General features: G+C 65.9%; 11 protein-coding genes and 2 pseudogenes. 10 read left to right on the top strand and 3 right to left on the bottom strand.

The features are described from left to right. Positions 1-796 (bottom strand): hypothetical protein (locus QZH52_RS23580; RefSeq protein WP_301812972.1); only part of this gene is annotated, 796 nt, incomplete at its 3' end. A 75-nt stretch (positions 797-871) separates the two neighbouring features. On the opposite strand from QZH52_RS23580, the pseudogene QZH52_RS38670 reads away from it, so the two are divergent. From QZH52_RS38670 to QZH52_RS23560, 5 genes and pseudogenes are all read left to right on the top strand, one after another. Continuing rightward, positions 872-973: pseudogene (locus tag QZH52_RS38670) on the top strand (DUF2950 family protein); the annotation flags it as partial. Between the two features lie 85 nt (positions 974-1,058). Next, positions 1,059-1,166, top strand: a complete 108-nt coding sequence (locus QZH52_RS38665; RefSeq protein ID WP_366919315.1) for a DUF2950 family protein — start codon at positions 1,059-1,061, stop codon at positions 1,164-1,166. A 103-nt stretch (positions 1,167-1,269) separates the two neighbouring features. Next, positions 1,270-1,581: a polyhydroxyalkanoic acid system family protein gene (locus QZH52_RS23570; protein WP_301812970.1), complete on the top strand. Its 312-nt coding sequence runs from the start codon at positions 1,270-1,272 to the stop codon at positions 1,579-1,581. A gap of 378 nt (positions 1,582-1,959) precedes the next feature. Then, on the top strand, positions 1,960-2,217 hold the full coding sequence (locus QZH52_RS23565) for a hypothetical protein (protein WP_301812969.1): 258 nt from the start codon (positions 1,960-1,962) through the stop codon (positions 2,215-2,217). 206 nt (positions 2,218-2,423) lie between these two features. Further along, a complete protein-coding gene (locus QZH52_RS23560) occupies positions 2,424-2,945 on the top strand; it encodes a glycine zipper domain-containing protein (protein WP_301812968.1) in 522 nt (173 codons plus the stop codon). 185 nt (positions 2,946-3,130) lie between these two features. Here the strand turns inward: QZH52_RS23560 and QZH52_RS23555 are convergent, their stop codons facing one another. After that, a complete protein-coding gene (locus tag QZH52_RS23555) occupies positions 3,131-3,418 on the bottom strand; it encodes a hypothetical protein (RefSeq protein ID WP_301812967.1) in 288 nt (95 codons plus the stop codon). A gap of 304 nt (positions 3,419-3,722) precedes the next feature. Between QZH52_RS23555 and QZH52_RS23550 the strand changes: the two genes are divergently transcribed. The 3 genes and pseudogenes from QZH52_RS23550 to QZH52_RS23545 all read left to right on the top strand — a co-directional run bounded on the left by QZH52_RS23550 (position 3,723) and on the right by QZH52_RS23545 (position 7,391). After that, a complete protein-coding gene (locus QZH52_RS23550) occupies positions 3,723-6,146 on the top strand; it encodes a catalase (RefSeq protein WP_301812966.1) in 2,424 nt (807 codons plus the stop codon). 171 nt (positions 6,147-6,317) lie between these two features. Continuing rightward, positions 6,318-6,533: pseudogene (locus QZH52_RS38660) on the top strand (PTS sugar transporter subunit IIA); the annotation flags it as partial. A 513-nt stretch (positions 6,534-7,046) separates the two neighbouring features. Then, positions 7,047-7,391, top strand: coding sequence for a hypothetical protein (locus QZH52_RS23545; protein ID WP_301812965.1), 345 nt, complete (start codon positions 7,047-7,049; stop codon positions 7,389-7,391). A gap of 189 nt (positions 7,392-7,580) precedes the next feature. Here the strand turns inward: QZH52_RS23545 and QZH52_RS23540 are convergent, their stop codons facing one another. Beyond that, the gene (locus QZH52_RS23540) at positions 7,581-8,972 is read right to left on the bottom strand and encodes a TolC family outer membrane protein (RefSeq protein WP_301812964.1); all 1,392 of its coding nucleotides are present in this window, start codon (positions 8,970-8,972) and stop codon (positions 7,581-7,583) included. Positions 8,973-9,578: 606 nt separating this feature from the next. On the opposite strand from QZH52_RS23540, the gene QZH52_RS23535 reads away from it, so the two are divergent. Continuing rightward, positions 9,579-16,619, top strand: a complete 7,041-nt coding sequence (locus tag QZH52_RS23535) for a peroxidase family protein (protein ID WP_301812963.1) — start codon at positions 9,579-9,581, stop codon at positions 16,617-16,619. An 83-nt stretch (positions 16,620-16,702) separates the two neighbouring features. Next, entirely contained in the window at positions 16,703-18,385 is a 1,683-nt protein-coding gene (locus tag QZH52_RS23530) for a type I secretion system permease/ATPase (protein WP_301812962.1), read from the top strand. Position 18,386 lies beyond the last annotated feature (1 nt).

Genomic DNA, 18,386 nt, shown 5'->3' with positions numbered 1-18,386 from the left:
CCAGGCTGAGGTAGCCGGCAGCGATGTCGGAATTGTGGTTCGGCAAGGTCTGCTCGCCGACGACATAGATCACGATGGGCTCGCCGGCGCTGCTGCGCTCGATCAGGCAGGGCCCGACCGTGCGCGTCGTGTGGTGCACGGTGGCATCGAAATCGGTCGAGGTGGCGTGGTTGAAGAAGGCGACCGAGCCCTCGAGCTGGAGCGCCCCGCCGATGACTCTGCGGCTGAGCACCGGGACGCGTTCCCCGTTCAACGAGCATGTGGCGAGCATGTGCGACGACTCGATGTTCTCCGGATGCGCTTGCACGACATAGGCCGAACTGACGACGGGCGCGAGCACTTGCACCAGAAAGGCGCAAGCCTTCTGCAGCACCTCGCCTTCGGCGTGCGCCTCACCGAACAAGCGAGGCAGTTCCAGCGCCGACTTCAGGATCAATTGCGGATCCAGCGTCGCGAGGTCGACCGCCGTCAGCCTGAGCTCGGTGGCCATCGCCTGCTCGATCCGGCCTCCGAGCTCGAGCACCCGCAGGCGCAGGGGTCCGACCCGCAGCTCGTCGTGCAGGCGCAGCGCACATCGCTGTCCATGCCCGAGCTTCATCCCGTTCACCAGGGTTCCGACCTTGCTGCCATCTGATAGCCGAACGAGATTTGCAATACCGCCGTCCTCGCCGACTTCGGATACGTTGTTCGCGGTGAACCTGATCGCGCCGCCAACGGGCATGGCATCCCGCGCGTTCACGCACAGGTTCAGAAAGGCCAGATCCAGCTCTCCGGCATCGACCTCGAACGGCCACAAGTCAGGCGCCAGTTCCATCTCGACTGCGATGTCGCCGCGCAGGGACCTTGTCACCAGGTCGCGCGTGAGCGCAAGGTGTACAAGGTCGTCGCCGACGGCCAGGAGAAGGCCGTGCTGGCCGTCGGCGACGGCGGCTGGACATTGCCTATCCCCCTGGCGATGAAGGCGGCAATTGGCGCGTCGATCCCCGGGCGGGCGCGACGGCCTGCACTGGCCCGACGACGCGCAGGGCGAGAGCCCTCTGGGGCCGCAGTTCGGCGGCGTGAACCCCGGCGAGGGGTATCACGGCTATCACTACAAGATCCTGACGGCCCAGGGCAAGGATGCACCGGGCGGCGCCTACGACTACGTCGTCGGCCTCACGGCGTGAATTTCACTCCCGCCGAAGGCCAGGAAGGCTGCAGCTGCGGAATGGCCCCTGTGCCCTTCCGCGGGCCCTTGCCTGTTGCGCGGATCCGATGCAACCTATGCGCATGGCATCGCCCATCATGATCAGCATTTCACATCAACTCGGCCGGGCCGAGGCGCGACGTCGCATCGCGGGCGGTTTCTCGAAGATCGTCAACCTGTTGCCCGGCAGCCGCGGGGCGTCCAGCGAGCATTGGGACGGTGATCGGCTCATCTTCAGCGTCGCGACGCTGGGTCAGACTGTCTCCGGTGTCATCGAAGTCATGGATGCCACAGTGACGATGGAGATCGAGCTGCCCGGAATCCTACGTGTCATCGCCAGCGGCCTCACGAATCGACTTCAGAAAATGGGACAGTTGTTGCTGACAAGGAAATAGCGCAGTTGTTCTGCCGCGGGCCTTTCATTGAGGGCGTTGCCCAGCGATCCCGGCGAGCTCGATTTTCAGATCGACCGGTCGCTTCCCTGGATTTGCAGCAAGCTTCTCCGCCCTACCCCTGCCTAGCGCTTGTCGCATGCAGCAGTGGCACCTCGTTTGCTATAGCGTGGCCGCCGATGGGTTGCGCATCCGCGGAGGCGCCCCTCCTGGAAGTCCACTGGGACCGCTACACACAAGCGCTCAGTCGTTGCGTTCCTCATTTCCGCTCTAGAGCATCGAGCTGAGTCAGATTGCGCCTTGCATCTCTCCCACGAACTTCCTACACGGTGGCGCGCCCATCTGGCGTGGAGTCGACCGCATCACCATTGCCGTCGCACCATGCGCACCGATATCTTTCGCGCATTCGGCACAGATGGGCGCATGCATATCGTCTTTCGCCGAACGCAGACATTCTTGGTCAAGACAGTCTACGGACCGGTCGAAAAACGGCGCGAGCCGAGGTTCTATCTCGAGAACGGCGAACTCCTCGAGTGCGCCGATCGCTACGATACCTTCAGAACACTCGCGGGCGACCTTGTCGTGCGGATCGTCCACCCGAATGCGAAGAGAGGCACCAGGGCCACCAAGCCTCCCTGAGTCCCTGGGAGCCGCCGACCTTCTTCGGGCGTTGGCCCCTCCCGTCCTTTGTTTCAGAAGCGCGGCGGCTGTCGCAGGAGCGCTGTAGTCCCCCACACGCATGTCGAGAGCACGGCCGCCGACGTCAGATCACGCGTGGCGAGACTGGATGGATTCAGATGGGCGTTGCACCTTGAGGGTCCCTGCAACTTCTCAAGGAGACATCAATGGCTTATCCAAACGATCCCCGTGTGCCCGGCGACACGGATTCCAGCGCCGCCGCGACCGGCGTCGGCGCGGTCATCGGCGGCGCGGTCGGCGGCGTCGCCGGCGGCGCCGCAGCGGGCGCGGCCGTGGGTGGCATGACCGGCCCCGTGGGCGCGGTCGTGGGCGCTGCGGTCGGCGCCGTGGCCGGCGCTATCGCCGGCCGCCGCGTCGCCAAGGCCGATCCAGCTGTCGAGGACGCTTACTGGCGCGAAAACTACGCCGGCCGCCCCTACGTGGAAAGCGGCTCGAACTACGACGACTACGCTCCCGCCTACCGCTATGGCGTTGATTCCTATGGCCGCTTTCCCGACCGCCCGTTCGACGAAGTGGAACCGGAGTTGGGCCGAGCCTGGGACTCGGCGCGCGGGGGGTCCAGGTTGGAGTGGGAACGTGCCAAGCACGCCACACGCGACGCCTGGCAGCGTCTGAGCGACAACGTGGAGCGGGCAATCCCGGGTGACTCGGACCGCGACGGACGCTGAGCGCCTGCGCATCCTGACGAGCGGACTGAAAGGGCCGCTCTTTTTTTTGCGCACCCGGGCGGGCTGAATCGGCCTCGGCGCTGGGCAAGCCCTGTGGTGCGCCGTGGCACTGGGCCAGGTCGTGATGGGCCAGTTCGATCACCCGGAGTTCGGTGGTCCCGGGCAGTGGATGCGCGGCGGAATGCTCATGATCGGAGACATGTCGAGGGCGACTGCGCGCTGTCCGAGGCGGTGCGGCTGAACATCGCCCACTTCGCGGTCAGGATGTCTGCGGCGATCTTGGCGGCGTCGACGCCCGCGTACGCCTGGGCCGGATCGAATTCGAAGGCCTCGCGGTAACGCACGACTTCAGCGCAATCCTTGTCAAAAACCACGGGACCCAAGACTTCAGTGGGGTCCGCTCCGGCCGGGAGCGCCAGAAACTTCTCCGGATCGGTTGCGCTCTGGTAAAGGTCGACACTCAGAAGGTTCATACGGCGGCCCCATCCTTGTGTTGGGGGTGATCCCGAGCGGCAGCAGGCTCCTGCAGCGGCCCGGTGTTGTGGCGCTTGGCTTTCAATGCGGCGCTGAACAATCATCCACTGGCGCGGGACGGCGTGCAATCGGCGTCCACCTACAAAGGCGCCCCGCACGGCGCCTCATCGGCGTCCCAAGCGCGCGGGCGCTTCAGATCGAAGCGCAGTGCCGTCGACAAACAGGACGTTTGGAATCGCTCGTCTCCTACAGGGCCCACATGCCTCGAAGCCTAGCCTGCCCGTCCCACCTCCAGAGACGACCATGGCCAAGAAAGCACCGCCCCCTTCCCACGAACTCGACGCGGCCCACGCCGCGGCGCGAAATACTGACAGCGGTCCGGCCACGCCCGCACCCGCTGCCGCCGGCAAAGGCGATCCGCCGACCCGCAAGGCTGTCGACACCCAGGCGCTGGCGGCCGGGATGATGTCGAACGCGAACAAGCCCTTGGAACACGGCGAGGCCCATGCAGCCACTCCCCCGGTGGGCGTCACGGTGTCTCCGCCTTCGAGGCTGCCTGGCGCAAGCACGCTGTCCGAGCAGAACTTCTCGGGCAAGACCGGAACGGCCGCACTCGAAGGCGTCAACGCGACGATCGACACGCTCGATCGCGTCCGGGTCGACTCGACCGGGCAGCTGCTGACGACGAACCAGGGTGTCGCTATCGCCGACAACCAGAATTCGCTTAAGGCCGGGGCAAGGGGTCCCGCCCTCCTGGAGGACTTCATCCTGCGCGAGAAGCTGACCCACTTCGATCACGAGCGCATCCCCGAACGCATCGTGCACGCTCGTGGTTCCGGTGCGCACGGCTTCTTTGAATGCTATGAACCGCTCACGAAGTTCACCAAGGCCGCGCCATTCAGGGAAGCGGGGAAGGTCACGCCGGTGTTCGCGCGCTTCTCGACCGTGGCGGGCGAGCGCGGCTCCAAGGACACGGCGCGCGATGTGCGTGGCTTCGCCGTGAAGTTCTACACCGACGAAGGCAACTGGGACCTGGTCGGCAACAACATGCCGGTGTTCTTTATCCAGGACGCGATCAAGTTTCCGGATCTGGTCCACGCCGTGAAACCCGAGCCGCACCACCAGATGCCGCAAGCCGCCAGCGCCCACGACACCTTCTGGGATTTCGTCTCGCTGATGCCGGAGTCCACACACATGCTCATGTGGCTGATGTCGGACCGCGCGATCCCGCGCAGCTACCGGATGATGCAAGGCTTCGGCGTCCACACCTTCAGGATGATCAACGAGGCTGAAGAGTCGGTCCTCGTCAAGTTTCATTGGCAGCCCAAGCTCGGCACGCACTCCCAGGTCTGGGAAGAGGCCGTGAAGATCTCGGGCGCCGATCCGGACTTCCATCGGCGCGATCTGTGGGAGGCGATCGAGGCCGGCGAGTACCCGGAATGGGAACTCGGCCTGCAGGTCTTCACCGAGGAGCAGGCCGAGCAGTTCAGCTTCGACATTCTCGACGCGACCAAGCTCATTCCCGAGGAACTGGTGCCGGTACAGGTGGTCGGGCGCATGGTGCTGAACCGCAATCCGGACAACTTCTTTGCCGAGACCGAGCAGGTGGCGTTCTGCACGGCCCACATCGTGCCGGGACTCGATTTCACGAATGATCCTCTGCTCGCAGGACGCATCCACTCCTACGTCGACACGCAGATCAGCCGGCTCGGCGGTCCCAACTTCCACGAGCTGCCGATCAACGCACCGGTTGCCCAGGTTCACAACAACCAGCGCGACGGCATGCATCGCCAGGCGATCCACCGGGGCCGTGTCGCCTATGAGCCCAATTCGCTGGCCGGCGGCTGCCCTTTCCAGGCCGGCGCCGCCCAGGGCTTCACCAGCGTGGCGCGGCGCATCGATGCCAAGGCGAGCGCCGACAAGTCAAGGATCAAACCCGAGAAGTTCGCCGACCATTACACGCAGGCCCGACTGTTCTTCGAGAGCCAGTCCGAGGCCGAGAAGGCACATATCGGCAACGCCTTCCGCTTCGAACTCTCCAAGGTCACCGTGCCCGCCATTCGCGAGCGCATGGTGGCCAGCCTGGTCAACGCCTCGCCCGAGCTGGCCGCCCGCCTGGCGCAGGACCTGGGGATGGACCTGCCGGCCCCGCTGCCCAAGGCCCTGGAAAATCCTGCGAGCCCGGAGGTCCGGAGTTCCCCCGCCTTGTCGCTTCTGGCGCGGCCCGGCGACGGCGGCATTCGCACCCGCAAGGTCGCGGTGCTCATCGCCCAGGGCGTCGAAGGCGCGTCGCTCGCGAAAGTGGTGTCGGCACTGATGGCCGTCGGCGCCGTGCCGCGTCTCATCGGCGCCCGGCTTGGAACCAGTGTCGGCATCGGGGGCGAGAAATTCGCGGCGGATGCGACGATGGAGAACGCGCCCGGCTTCCTGTTCGACGCCCTGGTGCTCCCGGATGGCGCAGGTGCGGTGGAGGCGCTGGACGCGGACGCCCACACGCTGGAGTTCGTGCGTGCCCAATACTGGCACTGCAAGACGATCCTGGCGCTCGGCGCCTCGCAGGCATTGCTGTCCGAGGCGCAGATTCCGATGACGCTGCCCGACGGCTCCGCAGACCCGGGGTTGATCCTGGCCGACGCCGCAGAGGCCGACGCTGCCATCGCCGATTTCATCCGCGCGATCGGCGCGCCCCGGCACTTCGGACGCGAGAACGATCCGCCGACGGCGTGAGTGACTGTCCGGGCAAGCCGGGGGGAGGCGCCTCGCCGCCTCTTGGTCCGATCAGCCATACCACCTGCTCGCCCAACGCGACACGCTTCATCCTGATCCTGACCAAGACGCTGTAGGGCTAGCGGGACGACCCGTTCGCGACGGGTCGTCCCGCTTGATGGAGGATTCGCGATCCCGCACGCCCGCATAGGCGGCATCGCTGAGCCGACCACGCTGTTCATGCACACCCGGAACGCCATTGCGTTCGATGCACCAGACGGAAGGCCGGTCTCTCAATTCCTGGTTCTCATGGTGCCCGAGGATGGCGCGACGGATGACCATCTCCATCTGCTCGCGCTGGTCGCACGGCTGTTCTCCGACCGGCCTTTCCGCACGCAACTCGATTGCGCATCGAGTGCGACAACGGCCGCAGACGCATTCCGAACCGGCATTGTGCGCTTGATGTCCGCCTCCGTCGTAACCAGGTTTTCGCCTGCCCGACGGCAGGCGGCTCAAGCCGTCCTTGGCCGCTGCATATGCCGCAGCAGCCACGCTTGCATCCTCGCGCGCCGTTCGACTCCAGGGGCCGCCGCGAGAAGGGCCTCTGCGTCCACGCGAGACAGGGGCGCAGTCCGCGTCACGGCCGACAAGAGCTCGCGTGGCTTTGCGACAGCGATCTTCATCATGAATTCGGAATCAACACTGGAGTGGGAAGAATACCGGGGCGGGTATCAAAGAGGCGTAAAGATCGCGAGGTCTCGCATCTTTGTTTACTCACGACCGCGGCCGATGCGAGGCAGTCGTGTTCTCAGGTCGCATCGAGTCCTATACGTTCTGTTTGCACCATGGCGCGCACTCTGTTCCCTGTCTTTACGCGGGCCTGACGAGAATCCTCATCTTCTCAACTTCAAGGAACCCAACGTGGCCTATGCCGCATACCGCGAGCACTCTGGTGAAATTCGGACGTCGAACGCAACCCCATACCACGTGCTCGATGTTTCCGTCGCGTGCAGCGATGCGCGCAGAGTTCGCGAGCTCGTCGCCTGCTGCGCCGACGCCGGTGTGGTGCGCTGTGAGCCACTTCTCAATGAGCGCAGTTCGCAGGAGAGCGACGCGCCCCGTGTGCGCCTGATGATCCGCCTTCCGCTTGCAAGCTATGCGCAGGTTCTGCACGGGGTGATCGAGGCCATCCCTTCAGGCGAGATTGGACGCCTCCTCACGTGGCGAGATCATCTGGCGCGGCGTGGCCTGTGCCATGGTCGATGACACCTGGTCGTGAGTTCAATGCGCTCCGCTGCCAGTGTCCTCTCAACGTCGACGCGCGCAGTATGCCGCGAAGACTGCCACAGTCCAGTCGGCCTGGCTCGGCGAAGTGGCTGCGGCGCTGAAGTGATTCGCATCGACAAGGCGCGATTGCGCGCGCATAAGCGGTCGAGGGCCGCCGCACCGAACTATCTACCGGACCGGCGATACCGGCGCCGCGCTGTCCACCGCCGGCTTCCCATTCAACGCCAGCGTGTCATTCAGGGCGACCAATGCTTCCGGCGTCAGCGTTCCATTCGCCTGCCGCAGGCGCAGGTTCCCGAGCAGCACGTTGTAGCGCGCCAGTGCGAGGTCGCGCTTGGTCTGGAACAACTGGCTTTGCGAATTGAGGACGTCGATGTTGATGCGCACGCCGACCGTGTAGCCCAGCCGGTTGGCGTCGAGCGCCACCTGGCTCGACGCCTCGGCGGCCTCCAGCGCCTTGACCTGGCTCACGCCCGACAGCACGCCGAGGTAAGCCGCGCGGGTCGAGACGGAGACGGTACGGCGCGTGTTGTCCAGCACGGCGCGCGACTGGTCCTCGAGCGCCAGCGTCTCTCGGATCCGGTTCTCGGTGGCGAAACCGGCGAAGAGCGGCAGGTTGAAGACGACGCCGATGCTGGCCGCCTTCACGCGCACCTTGCCGGTGGAGGTGCTGGTGGTGGTGCCCTGAGGATTGTTCGTCGCGTTGTAGCCCAGCTGTGCGTCGAGCGTGGGCTTGTGTCCGGCCTCGGCCTTGCGGGTCTCCAGCTCCGCGACTTCCACCCCCAGATTCGCCTGCGCGATGGCTGGATGCGAGGCCTCCGCCTGCATGAGCCAGACATCCACGTCCTGCGGCGCGAGCACGGGGAGCACGGCCGGTGCGGCCAGCGGCGTCGGTATCGCGCCTGCACGGCCGACGAGCTGGTCGAGGACGATCTTCTTGACCTGGAGGTCGTTCTCGGCCGCGATCTCCTGCGCCACGACCAGGTCGTATCGAGCCTGCGCCTCGCGCGTGTCGGTGATCGTCGATGTGCCGACTTCGAAGTTGCGCTGCGCGGAGGCACGCTGCTCCGCGACGCCGATCTTCTGCGCACGCACCAGCGCGAGGGTGTCCTGGCTGGCGAGCACGTCGAAATAGGCCTGGCTCACGCGCACGATCAGGTCTTGCTCGGCCAGCGTCAAAGACGCCTGCGCGATGGCTTCCTGCAGCTTGCCTTGCTGGTACGCGGCCCAGTTCGCGGGCCGGTACAAGGGCTGAGTGGCATTGATGCCGGCGTTCTGCGCATTGAAGCCGCGCTGGACGCTGAGGTTGTCGGTCGACAGATCCTGATCGGTATACGACGCGCCGGCGTTGATGCCGACCGCGGGAAGAATCCCGGCACGCGCCTGCGCACCTCTCGCGACCGTGGCGGCATATTGCGCGCGGGCGCCCTGGTAGACGGCGTCGTAGCCCTGTGCGGACTGGTAGAGCTCCACCAGGCTCTGAGCCGCCGCCGGCGCACTGGCGAGCGCGAGCAGCAGCGCCCAAGACAAGCCCGCCGCGGGCGCGTGAAAGCGTGACATGGCCTTGCGCATGGATGCGTACTCCGTTGGTTGACGAGGCGAACGCGCGGACGCGCCACCCGGCGTGCGCCGAGTGATGAAGCGGCGTTGAGGGTTCGGGCGCCTGCGCGCTGCCTGCAAAGGCAGTGGCACCCGGGAGCGCTACTGCAAGAGCGTGTGTCGGCGCCAACGATGCATCGCAATGCGCATAAGCCCAGCCGGCGGCACCTGACTCCAGTTCGAAATCTGCATGGACGTCTCCTCCGGAAATTGATCTTCTGTGTCGTCGATTGACGCTCGCTTCGAACCCTCTTGGCAAGCCCATCGATGTGTGGATCGCTTCACTTCTGTCGCGCAACCAGCGGGATCAAATGTACAAACGGCTTTTTGAAACAGTCAATCTTTTTTCTTAATTGATCTGGATTCACTCGCCTTGCCATGGATGTCGCATGCCGCGTCGGAGCAGTCGCCAGAGTGCCGTTGCCTCGGACAACCACGATGCTCCCGAACAAATCTTCGAATTAACACCATTTACTTAAGGAGAACTTAAGAGTCGAAGCTGAGACTGATTGCAGGCGGAAGTAACGCTTTTGAACTAACCGAAACAACCACCGAGGAGACCACCCCATGTCAGTCTCAGTCAACCAGGCAGACCTCCAGTTCATCCTTGCTCAGATCAAGATCGCGGAGGCCCATGCGGCGGGACAACCGCTGTTCGGCCCCGGCGGACTCGTGCCGGCGTACAACATCAGCTGGGGTTTGCGTACGGTGGACGGCACCTATAACAACCTGCTAAACGAGAAATGGGGCGCCGCCGACCAGCAGTTCCCGTCGCTGATGGATCCGGTGTACCGGCCCGGCGAGTCATTCGATCCCGACGGCGCAGGCCCGGCGCCCGCATCGCCCACGTCGTACACGCCGACCAACAATCCCAACAGCCTGACTGTCGATTCGAGCCTGCGCACGATCTCCAACCTGCTCGTCGACCAGACCCTCGGCAATCCGGCTGCGATCCTCACCGCGCTGGAACGCGCGGGCTCCGCCAACCCGATGACGGACCTCGCGGCCGTCACGGTGATCTACCAGGCCTTCAAGCCGGCCTCGGATGCCGAGTATCAGGCCCGCGTCGTCGCCCAGAATGCACGCGCCGACGCGGAAGAACTCGGCGACGGCGACCCAACAACGCCACCAACCCCAGCGGAGCAGGCGGCGCTCGACGCCGCCGCTGCTGCAGAGGCCGCGCACGCGGGGACGGTCACCACCCTTGAAGCAGCCCGCGCCACGCGCGACGCCGCCGTCGAGCCCTACGGCATCACGATGGAAGGCGACAACGTCGCCCTGCCCAACATTTCGCCGGACGGCGGCCTCTCCGCTTCGTTCAACTCCTGGTTCACTCTCTTCGGCCAGTTCTTCGACCATGGCCTCGACCTCGTCAACAAGGGGGGTAGCGGCACGGTGTTCATTCCACTGCAACCGGACGATCCGCTCTACGTCGAAGGCAGCAACACCAACTTCATGGTGCTGACCCGCGCGACCGTGTCCGCAGGACAGGACGGCGTCATGGGCACTGCCGACGACATCGGGCCAGTCAACACCACCACCTCGTTCGTCGACCAGAACCAGACCTACACATCGCATTCGTCGCACCAGGTGTTCCTGCGGCAGTACGAGCTCAACGACGCCGGCGTGCCGGTCGCGACCGGCAAATTGATCGAAGGCGCGAACGGCGGCATGGCGACCTGGGGCGAGGTCAAGACACAAGCCCTGATGCTGGGCATCCAATTGACGGACTTCGACGTGGGCAGCGTGCCCCTGCTCAGGACCGACCAGTACGGCAACTTCATTCCGAACGCCTCGGGCTACGCACAGGTCATCACCGGCATCGGCGTCGACGGCATTCCGAACACGGCCGACGACGTCGTCGCCTCCGGCACGCCGGGCAGTCCTGTCAATCCGACCAACGTGTCCGCGCTGCGCACCGGGCACGCCTTCCTGGCCGACATCGCGCACGAAGCCGTGCCGATCGGCAAGATCGCCGATGGCGACATCACCATCGGCCTGGGAAATCCCGGCAACGGCGACACCGAGTACGACAACGAACTGCTCGATGCCCACTTCATCGCCGGCGACGGCCGCGTGAACGAGAACATCGGCCTCACCGCGGTTCACCATGTGTTCCATGCCGAGCACAACCGCATGGTCGAGCACAACAAGGAAGTTATCCTGTCGACCGCCGCCGGCGGCGACCTCGCCTTCCTCAATGAATGGCTGGCCACGGACGTGACTTCCCTGCCTGCCGACCTGAGCACGCTGGTCTGGGACGGCGAACGCCTGTTCCAGTCGGCCAAGTTCACCACCGAGATGCAGTACCAGCACCTGGTGTTCGAGGAGTTCGCGCGCAAGATCCAGCCGCAGATCAATCCCTTCGTCGTGCCCGACGGCTTCGACGTGACGATCGATCCGTCGATCGTCGCCGAGTTCGCGCATGTGGTGTACCGCTTCGGCCATTCCATGCTCACCGAATCGATCGACCGCTTCGACCCGAGTTTCAATCCGCAGAACATCGGCCTGATCGAAGGCTTCCTCAACCCGGTCGCCTTCGATGCGGAACACGCGATCACCGACGACATCGCCGCCGGCGCGATCATCCGCGGCATGACGCGGCAGGTCGGCAACGAGATCGACGAGTTCGTCACCAGCGCCCTGCGCAACAACCTGCTGGGCCTGCCGCTCGACCTGGCGACCATCAACCTCGCGCGTGGCCGCGACACCGGCGTGCCCTCGCTCAACGCGGCGCGTGCCCAGTTCTACAACGCGACCAACAACGCAGCGGAGCTGCGGCCCTACGACAGCTGGGTCGACTTCGCCGGCAACCTCAAGCACGAGGCATCGATCATCAATTTCGTCGCGGCCTACGGCAACCATGCGTTGATCACGACGCAGACCACGATCGAAGGCAAGCGCGATGCGGCCATGACGATCATCACCGGCGTATCGGTCGGTGGCCTTGCCGTGCCCGCGGATGCGGAAGACTTCCTCAACGGCACCGGCGCCTACGGTTCCGCCAATGCCCTCGGAGGCCTGAACAATGTCGACCTGTGGATCGGCGGCCTGGCCGAGAAGATTCTTCCCTTCGGCGGCATGCTCGGCTCGACGTTCAACTTCGTGTTCGAGAACCAGATGGAGAGCCTGCAGAACGGCGACCGCTTCTACTACCTGCAGCGGCTCGACGGCCTGCACCTCTTCGGCGAGATGGAGAACAACTCCTTCGCCGAGATGATCATGACCAACACCAACGCGACGCACCTGCCGTCGGACGTGTTCTCGACGCCGGGCCTGATCCTGGAGATCGATCGCACCCAGCAATACAACCCGGGCCTGGCGGAGACCGCGGGCGCGGACGGCATCCTCGTCGACGACCCGCTTACGCTTGCCGATGAAAGCGCCGACAACCTCGGTACCGACCCGGTCGGCGGCAGCATCCTCACGCCGCTGGTGATCCGCAACAACCCGGCGACGGTCGGGCCCGACACGAATTACCTGCGCTACACCGGCGACCAGCACGTGACCCTGGGCGGCACCGAAGGCAACGACATCATCATCGCAAGCGAAGGCGACGACACGATCCACGGCGACGGCGGCAACGACAACCTCGAAGGCGGCGCCGGCAACGACATCATCAATGCAGGTGCCGGCGACGACATCGTGCGCGACCTCGGCGGCGACGACAACATCAAGGCCGGCGCCGGCAACGACGTTGTGCACGGCGGCCCCGGCCTGGACCTGATCATGGGCGGCGACGGCCAGGACTTCATCGTGCTGGGCACCGACGCCGGTTCTGAAGTGTTCGCCGGACAGGGGAACGACTTCATCCTGGGCAGCAAGAACGCAGAGCGCATCCTCGGCAACGAAGGCGACGACTGGATCGAGACCGGCACCTTCGACGGTGCGCCCGGCGACAGCTTCGATGAAATCTTCGCGGCCGACGCCATCGTGGGCCACGACGTGTTCCTGGGCGACGGCGGCTTCGACGAGTTCATCGCCGAGGGTGGCGACGACATCATGGTCGGCAGCCCCGGCCGCGGCAAGCTGGCCGGCATGTCCGGATGGGACTGGGTGACCTACAAGGACAATACCTTCGGCGTGGATGCCGACCTGACGCGGGCCATCGTGTTTGACGAGAACCCGAACCCACCGGTGAACGCCACGCAGGACGGCTATGAATCGGTCGAAGGCCTCTCGGGCTCACGCTTCAACGACGTGCTGACCGGCGCCGACACCATTGCCGACGAGCGCCTCCCCTTCGCGCAAGGCGGCACCGAAGGCTTCACAGGCAGCCGGCTCGATGCCGCAGGCATCGCCCGCATCGCCGGACTTCAGGCAGTGCTCGGCGCGGGCGTCACCAGCTACATCGCGGGCGACATCATCCTCGGCGGCGATGGCAGCGACATCATCATGGGCCGTGGCGGCGACGACATCATCGACGGCGACAAGTGGCTCGACGTGCAGATCGGCGTGTTCGCGGCCAATGATCCCAACCACACCGGTACCCCGACCGCGCTTCACAGCAGTATGAAGACGCTGGTGAACGCCATGTTCGCGGGCACGATCAATCCCGGCCAACTCGCGATCGTGCGCTCGATCAAGTCCGACGCGGATGCCGTCGCCGACATCGACACCGTCCGGTACCTGGGGCCGCTGGCCAACTACTCTTTCGGCACCACTGCCGACGGCAGGCTCACAGTCACCGACGTCGGAATTGATCCGATAGAAGGCACCGACACGCTGAGCGGCATCGAGCGGCTGCAGTTCCTCGACGCCACCCTCGGCATCGTCGCGGGCACCAACGGCAACGACACGCTCGATGGCGGGCCGGGCGACGACCTGCTGCTGGGCTTCGGCGGCAACGACACGCTCAACGGCAACGGCGGCAACGACGTGCTGATCGGCGGTGCGGGCAACGACACGCTCAATGGCGGCGCCGGAAACGACACGCTAGTCGGCGGGGTCGGCACCGACACCCTGAACGGCGGACTCGGCGACGACACCTACTCCTTCGGCCTCGCCGATGGCACCGACACCATCAACGAGCCGGTCAACGCGACCAGCGGCGGCACGGCCGACCGCATCGTGATCCTGCCGGGTGTGCTCGATCCGGTCCTCGGAACGCTCAACCCGATCACCGGCCTGAACGCGGCCGACAACAACACCGGCACGGCCACCGGAAGCCTGGTCATCAACTTCAACGGGCAATCGGTGACGGTCGCGGGCCACTACACCGGGGGCACTGCCGGCACGGGCGTCGAGCGCATCAACTTCAGCGACGGCGTCTTCGAGGGCTACCTGCTCGGCGTGGACGACTACCTGATCAGCCGGGCCGATGCGACCGGAGCACGCACGATCGACCTCACGGCCTCGTCGGTCAACAACTTCGTCGCGGGCGAGAACGGCACGGACGACGTGATCACCGGTGGCAGCGGCAACGACCTGATCTTCGGCGGCACCGGCGACAACACGCTCAGCGGCGGCATCGGCGACGACCTCCTGGTCGGCGGCTCCGGCGCCGGCGACAACGACGTGCTCGACGGCGGTGTCGACGCCGACACCATGGTCGGCCTGGGCGGCAACGACACCTACATCGTGGACGATGTGGGCGACGTAGTGGTTGAGGCGGCCGCAGCCGGCACCGACGAGATCCAGACCGAGCTGGCCACCTTCTCGCTCGCCGCTATCGCCAACGTCGAGAACCTGACGTACACGGGGGTCGATGCCGACCAGTTCGTCGGCACCGGCAACGCGCTCAACAACGTGATCAGTGGCGGCGACCTCGCAGACACGCTGAGCGGCCTGGCCGGCAACGACACGCTCAATGGCGGCCTGGGCCTCGACCTGCTCGACGGTGGCGACGGCAACGACACGCTGAATGGCGGGGACGACGGCGACACGCTGCTTGGCGGCATCGGGAACGACACGCTCAACGGCGGCGACGGCAACGACTTGCTGGACGGCGGGGCGGGCAACGACGCGATGGCCGGTGGCCTGGGAGACGACACCTACGTGGTGGACAGCACGACCGACACCGTGGCCGAGGGCGCAGGCGGCGGACTGGACACGGTACAGGCCAGCGTGACCTTCACCCTGACCGACGCCGACGTCGAGAACCTGGTGCTGACCGGGGCGGGCAACATCAACGGCACTGGCAATGCTGGCGCGAACGTCATCAGCGGCAATGCGGGCAACAACGTGCTGAACGGGCTCGGCGGTGCCGACACGCTAAGCTATGCCACCGCGACGGCGGGCGTGGCGGTGTCGCTCGCCATCGCTGGCGCGCAGGCCACCGGCGGCGCAGGCAGCGACACGATCTCGAACTTCGAGAACCTCACCGGCAGTGGCTTCGCCGATTCGCTGACCGGCAGCACCGCCGCGAACGTGCTCACCGGCGGCGCCGGCAATGACACGCTGAACGCCACGGTGGACAACGTGCGCGACACCCTCGACGGCGGCGCCGACAGCGACACGGCCAACTACACAGCCTACGCGGCGGCACTCACGGTGAACCTCGGCGGTGCGGCTCCGATCGTGGTGGGTGGTTCGGGGAACAACGCCGGCAACTCCGACGTCCTGATCGGCATCGAGAACTTCACCGGCGGCACCGGAGGCGACACCATCACCGGCAGCACGGCGGCGAACGTGCTCAACGGTGGCGGCGGCAACGACACCTTCAACTACACGATCGGCGGCGGGGCCGACACCATCATTGGCGGCGCCGGCAACGACACGCTGAACATCACGGGCGTCGCCAACAACGACGTGCTGGACGTGGTCTACAACGGCGTCATCACCGGCTTTGAAGGCGGCACCGTCACCGGCGTGGAGTCGATCACCGCCAATCTTGGCGGCAACGCCGACACGCTGTCGTACGGCACGTCCGCGACGCCGGTCACCGTCAACCTCCTGACGGGCGCGGCGTCGGGCTTCACCTCGATCGCCAGCATCCTGAACGTGACCGGCGGCACCGGCGGCGACAACATCACCGGCAACGCAGGCGCCAACACGCTGATCGGCGGGGACGGCAACGACACCATCAACGGAGGTGCGGGCGGGGACATCATCATCGGCGGGGTCGGTGCGGACATCCTCAACTCTGGAGCAGGCAACGACAACGTGCAGGACATCTTCCGCTTCAGCGCCGTCAACGAGTTCGGGGACGTGGTGACCAACTTCGACGCCAACGGGCCGACGGCGGCAGGCGACGACCGCGTCGAGTTCGCCGGCGCGCTCAACACCGCCTGGGACGACGGCAACAGCAACGACAACTTCCTTTTCGCCAGCGGCAACGGCGGGGGCGGCGCGGTGAACGCGACCGTCGGCCAGGGCAACGGCGACATCGAGGCGCTGCTCCTTACCGGTGCGAATGGCGAAGGCGTGACAACGGCCAACCTCGGCAATGCGGCAGCTGTGGCGGCCGCGTTCAACGCGGAGTTCGCCATCACGGCGGCCAACGGCGAGGATGCGCTGCTCGTCGTCAACGACACCAACGGCGACAGTTTCTCGCTTTGGCAGTGGACGCAGGCCGGCGGGGGCGAGCTATCGGCCGCAGAGTTGGTACTGATCGGCACCTTCACAGCCAACGCCACGGTAGTGGCAGCCAACTTCGACTTCGCATGATCGGGCAAGGGAAAAAGAGGAAGTGAGGAGGACAGGGCAAGACGCGCGCGCGTCTTGCCCTGCATAACCGGAGGAGACCCACTGTGAAGCCGATCTGGACCGAGCTGAAGCCGCTGCTTCTTCACCTGACGCTCTTTTCATTCGTCATCAACCTGCTGTACCTGGTACCGGCGCTCTTCATGCTGCAGGTGTTCGACCGGGTGCTCCCGACCAACAGCCGCGAGACACTGTGGGTGCTGCTGCTGGGTGTCGGCTCCGCACTGGTGATCCTGTTCGTGCTCGACTACGTGCGGCTGCGGCTGCAGAACCTGCTTGGCAACATCGTCGACGAGCGACTGTCCCCCCCGGTGGTGCACGCCGTGGTGGCGGCGGCGGCACGCTCGCCGCTCAACGCGCGGCCGGATGCAATGCGCGACGTGGCCACGCTGCGCGGCCTGTTCTCGGCCAACGGACTGACGGCGCTGATGGATGCGCCCTGGATCGTCGTGTATGTGGGCGTCATCGCCCTCTTCCATCCGGCGCTCGGCTGGGGTGCCGCCGTCGCCGCCACGTTGATGCTGGCGCTGGCCTGGCTCAACGACCGCATGAACCGGAAGATGCTGGATGCAGTGCAGAAGGAAACCCGGCAGGCTTCGCGCTATGTCGAGGGGTCGCTCCGCAATGCCGAGGTGCTGCAGGCCATGGGCATGACCGAGCGGCTGCTCGGACGCTGGCGCAAGCAGCAGGACGAGGCCCTGGCGCTCCAGGGAAGCACCAGCAGTGCGAGCGTGAGCTTCAGCGCCGCCTCGCGCTTCCTGCGCCAGGCGGTACAGGTCATGATGATGTCGATCGGTGCCTACCTGGTGCTCACGCAGGCCGCTTCGGCGGGCGTCATGATCGCCACCACCGTCCTGCTGGGCCGGGCCTTGCAGCCGGTGGAGCAGATCGTTGGCAGCTGGCGCGTGCTGAACGAGGCGCGCTCGGCCTACAGGCGCCTGCGGGATCTCTGCGAACACTTCGGCAAGGCCGAGCCGCGCATGTCGCTGCCGCGTCCGGTCGGTCATCTGCGGGTGGATGGCGTTTCCTTCCGCCCGCCGGGCATGGAGAAGCTGCTGCTCTCGGGGGTGTCGCTCCATCTGGCGGCTGGCGAGGCGCTGGCGATCATCGGCCCGAGCGGTGCGGGCAAATCGACGCTGGCCCGTCTCCTGACCGGGATCTGGCCACCGACCATCGGCAGCATCCGCCTCGACGGCACCGAGCTCTCGACCTGGTCGCGGCCTGAACTCGGTCCATGGATCGGCTACGTGCCGCAGGATGTCGAGCTGTTCGACGGCACGGTCGCCGACAACATCGGCCGCCTCGAGCAGCCCGATGCGGAGGCGGTGATCACAGCGGCCAGGCGCGCCAATGCCCACGACATGATCGTGCAACTGCCCAATGGCTACGACACGCCGATCGGCGACGGCGGGACGCGCCTGTCGCCGGGCCAGCGACAGCGCATCGCACTGGCTCGCGCGATGCATGGCGACGTGCGGCTGCTGGTGCTTGACGAGCCGAACGCCAGCCTCGACTCGGAAGGCGAGATCGCTCTCGCCCGCGCGCTGAGCGGCATGCGCGCCGAAGGCGTCACGTCGATCGTCGTCACGCATCGCCCGTCTCTGATCGCGCACGTCGACAAGATCCTCATTCTGGAGGGCGGCCATGTGAAGCAGTTCGGTCCGGCCGCCGAGGTGATGCGATCGATGCAGAAGGTGGCGCAGGCAGCGCTCGTCGAGCGAGCTGCATGAG

The sequence above is a fragment of the Variovorax ginsengisoli genome, from assembly GCF_030486595.1.
In the GTDB taxonomy this organism is placed as follows: domain Bacteria; phylum Pseudomonadota; class Gammaproteobacteria; order Burkholderiales; family Burkholderiaceae_C; genus Variovorax; species Variovorax ginsengisoli_B.
This window is presented reverse-complemented; position numbering and strand designations above follow the sequence as displayed.

What these genes read in the sequence shown, in the direction of transcription:
- QZH52_RS23570 (WP_301812970.1), top strand. Translation starts at nt 1,270, where the DNA reads ATGGCATCGCCCATCATGATCAGCATTTCACATCAACTCGGCCGGGCC.
- QZH52_RS23565 (WP_301812969.1), top strand. Translation starts at nt 1,960, where the DNA reads ATGCGCACCGATATCTTTCGCGCATTCGGCACAGATGGGCGCATGCAT.
- QZH52_RS23560 (WP_301812968.1), top strand. Translation starts at nt 2,424, where the DNA reads ATGGCTTATCCAAACGATCCCCGTGTGCCCGGCGACACGGATTCCAGC.
- QZH52_RS23555 (WP_301812967.1), bottom strand. Translation starts at nt 3,418, where the DNA reads ATGAACCTTCTGAGTGTCGACCTTTACCAGAGCGCAACCGATCCGGAG.
- QZH52_RS23550 (WP_301812966.1), top strand. Translation starts at nt 3,723, where the DNA reads ATGGCCAAGAAAGCACCGCCCCCTTCCCACGAACTCGACGCGGCCCAC.
- QZH52_RS23540 (WP_301812964.1), bottom strand. Translation starts at nt 8,972, where the DNA reads ATGTCACGCTTTCACGCGCCCGCGGCGGGCTTGTCTTGGGCGCTGCTG.
- QZH52_RS23535 (WP_301812963.1), top strand. Translation starts at nt 9,579, where the DNA reads ATGTCAGTCTCAGTCAACCAGGCAGACCTCCAGTTCATCCTTGCTCAG.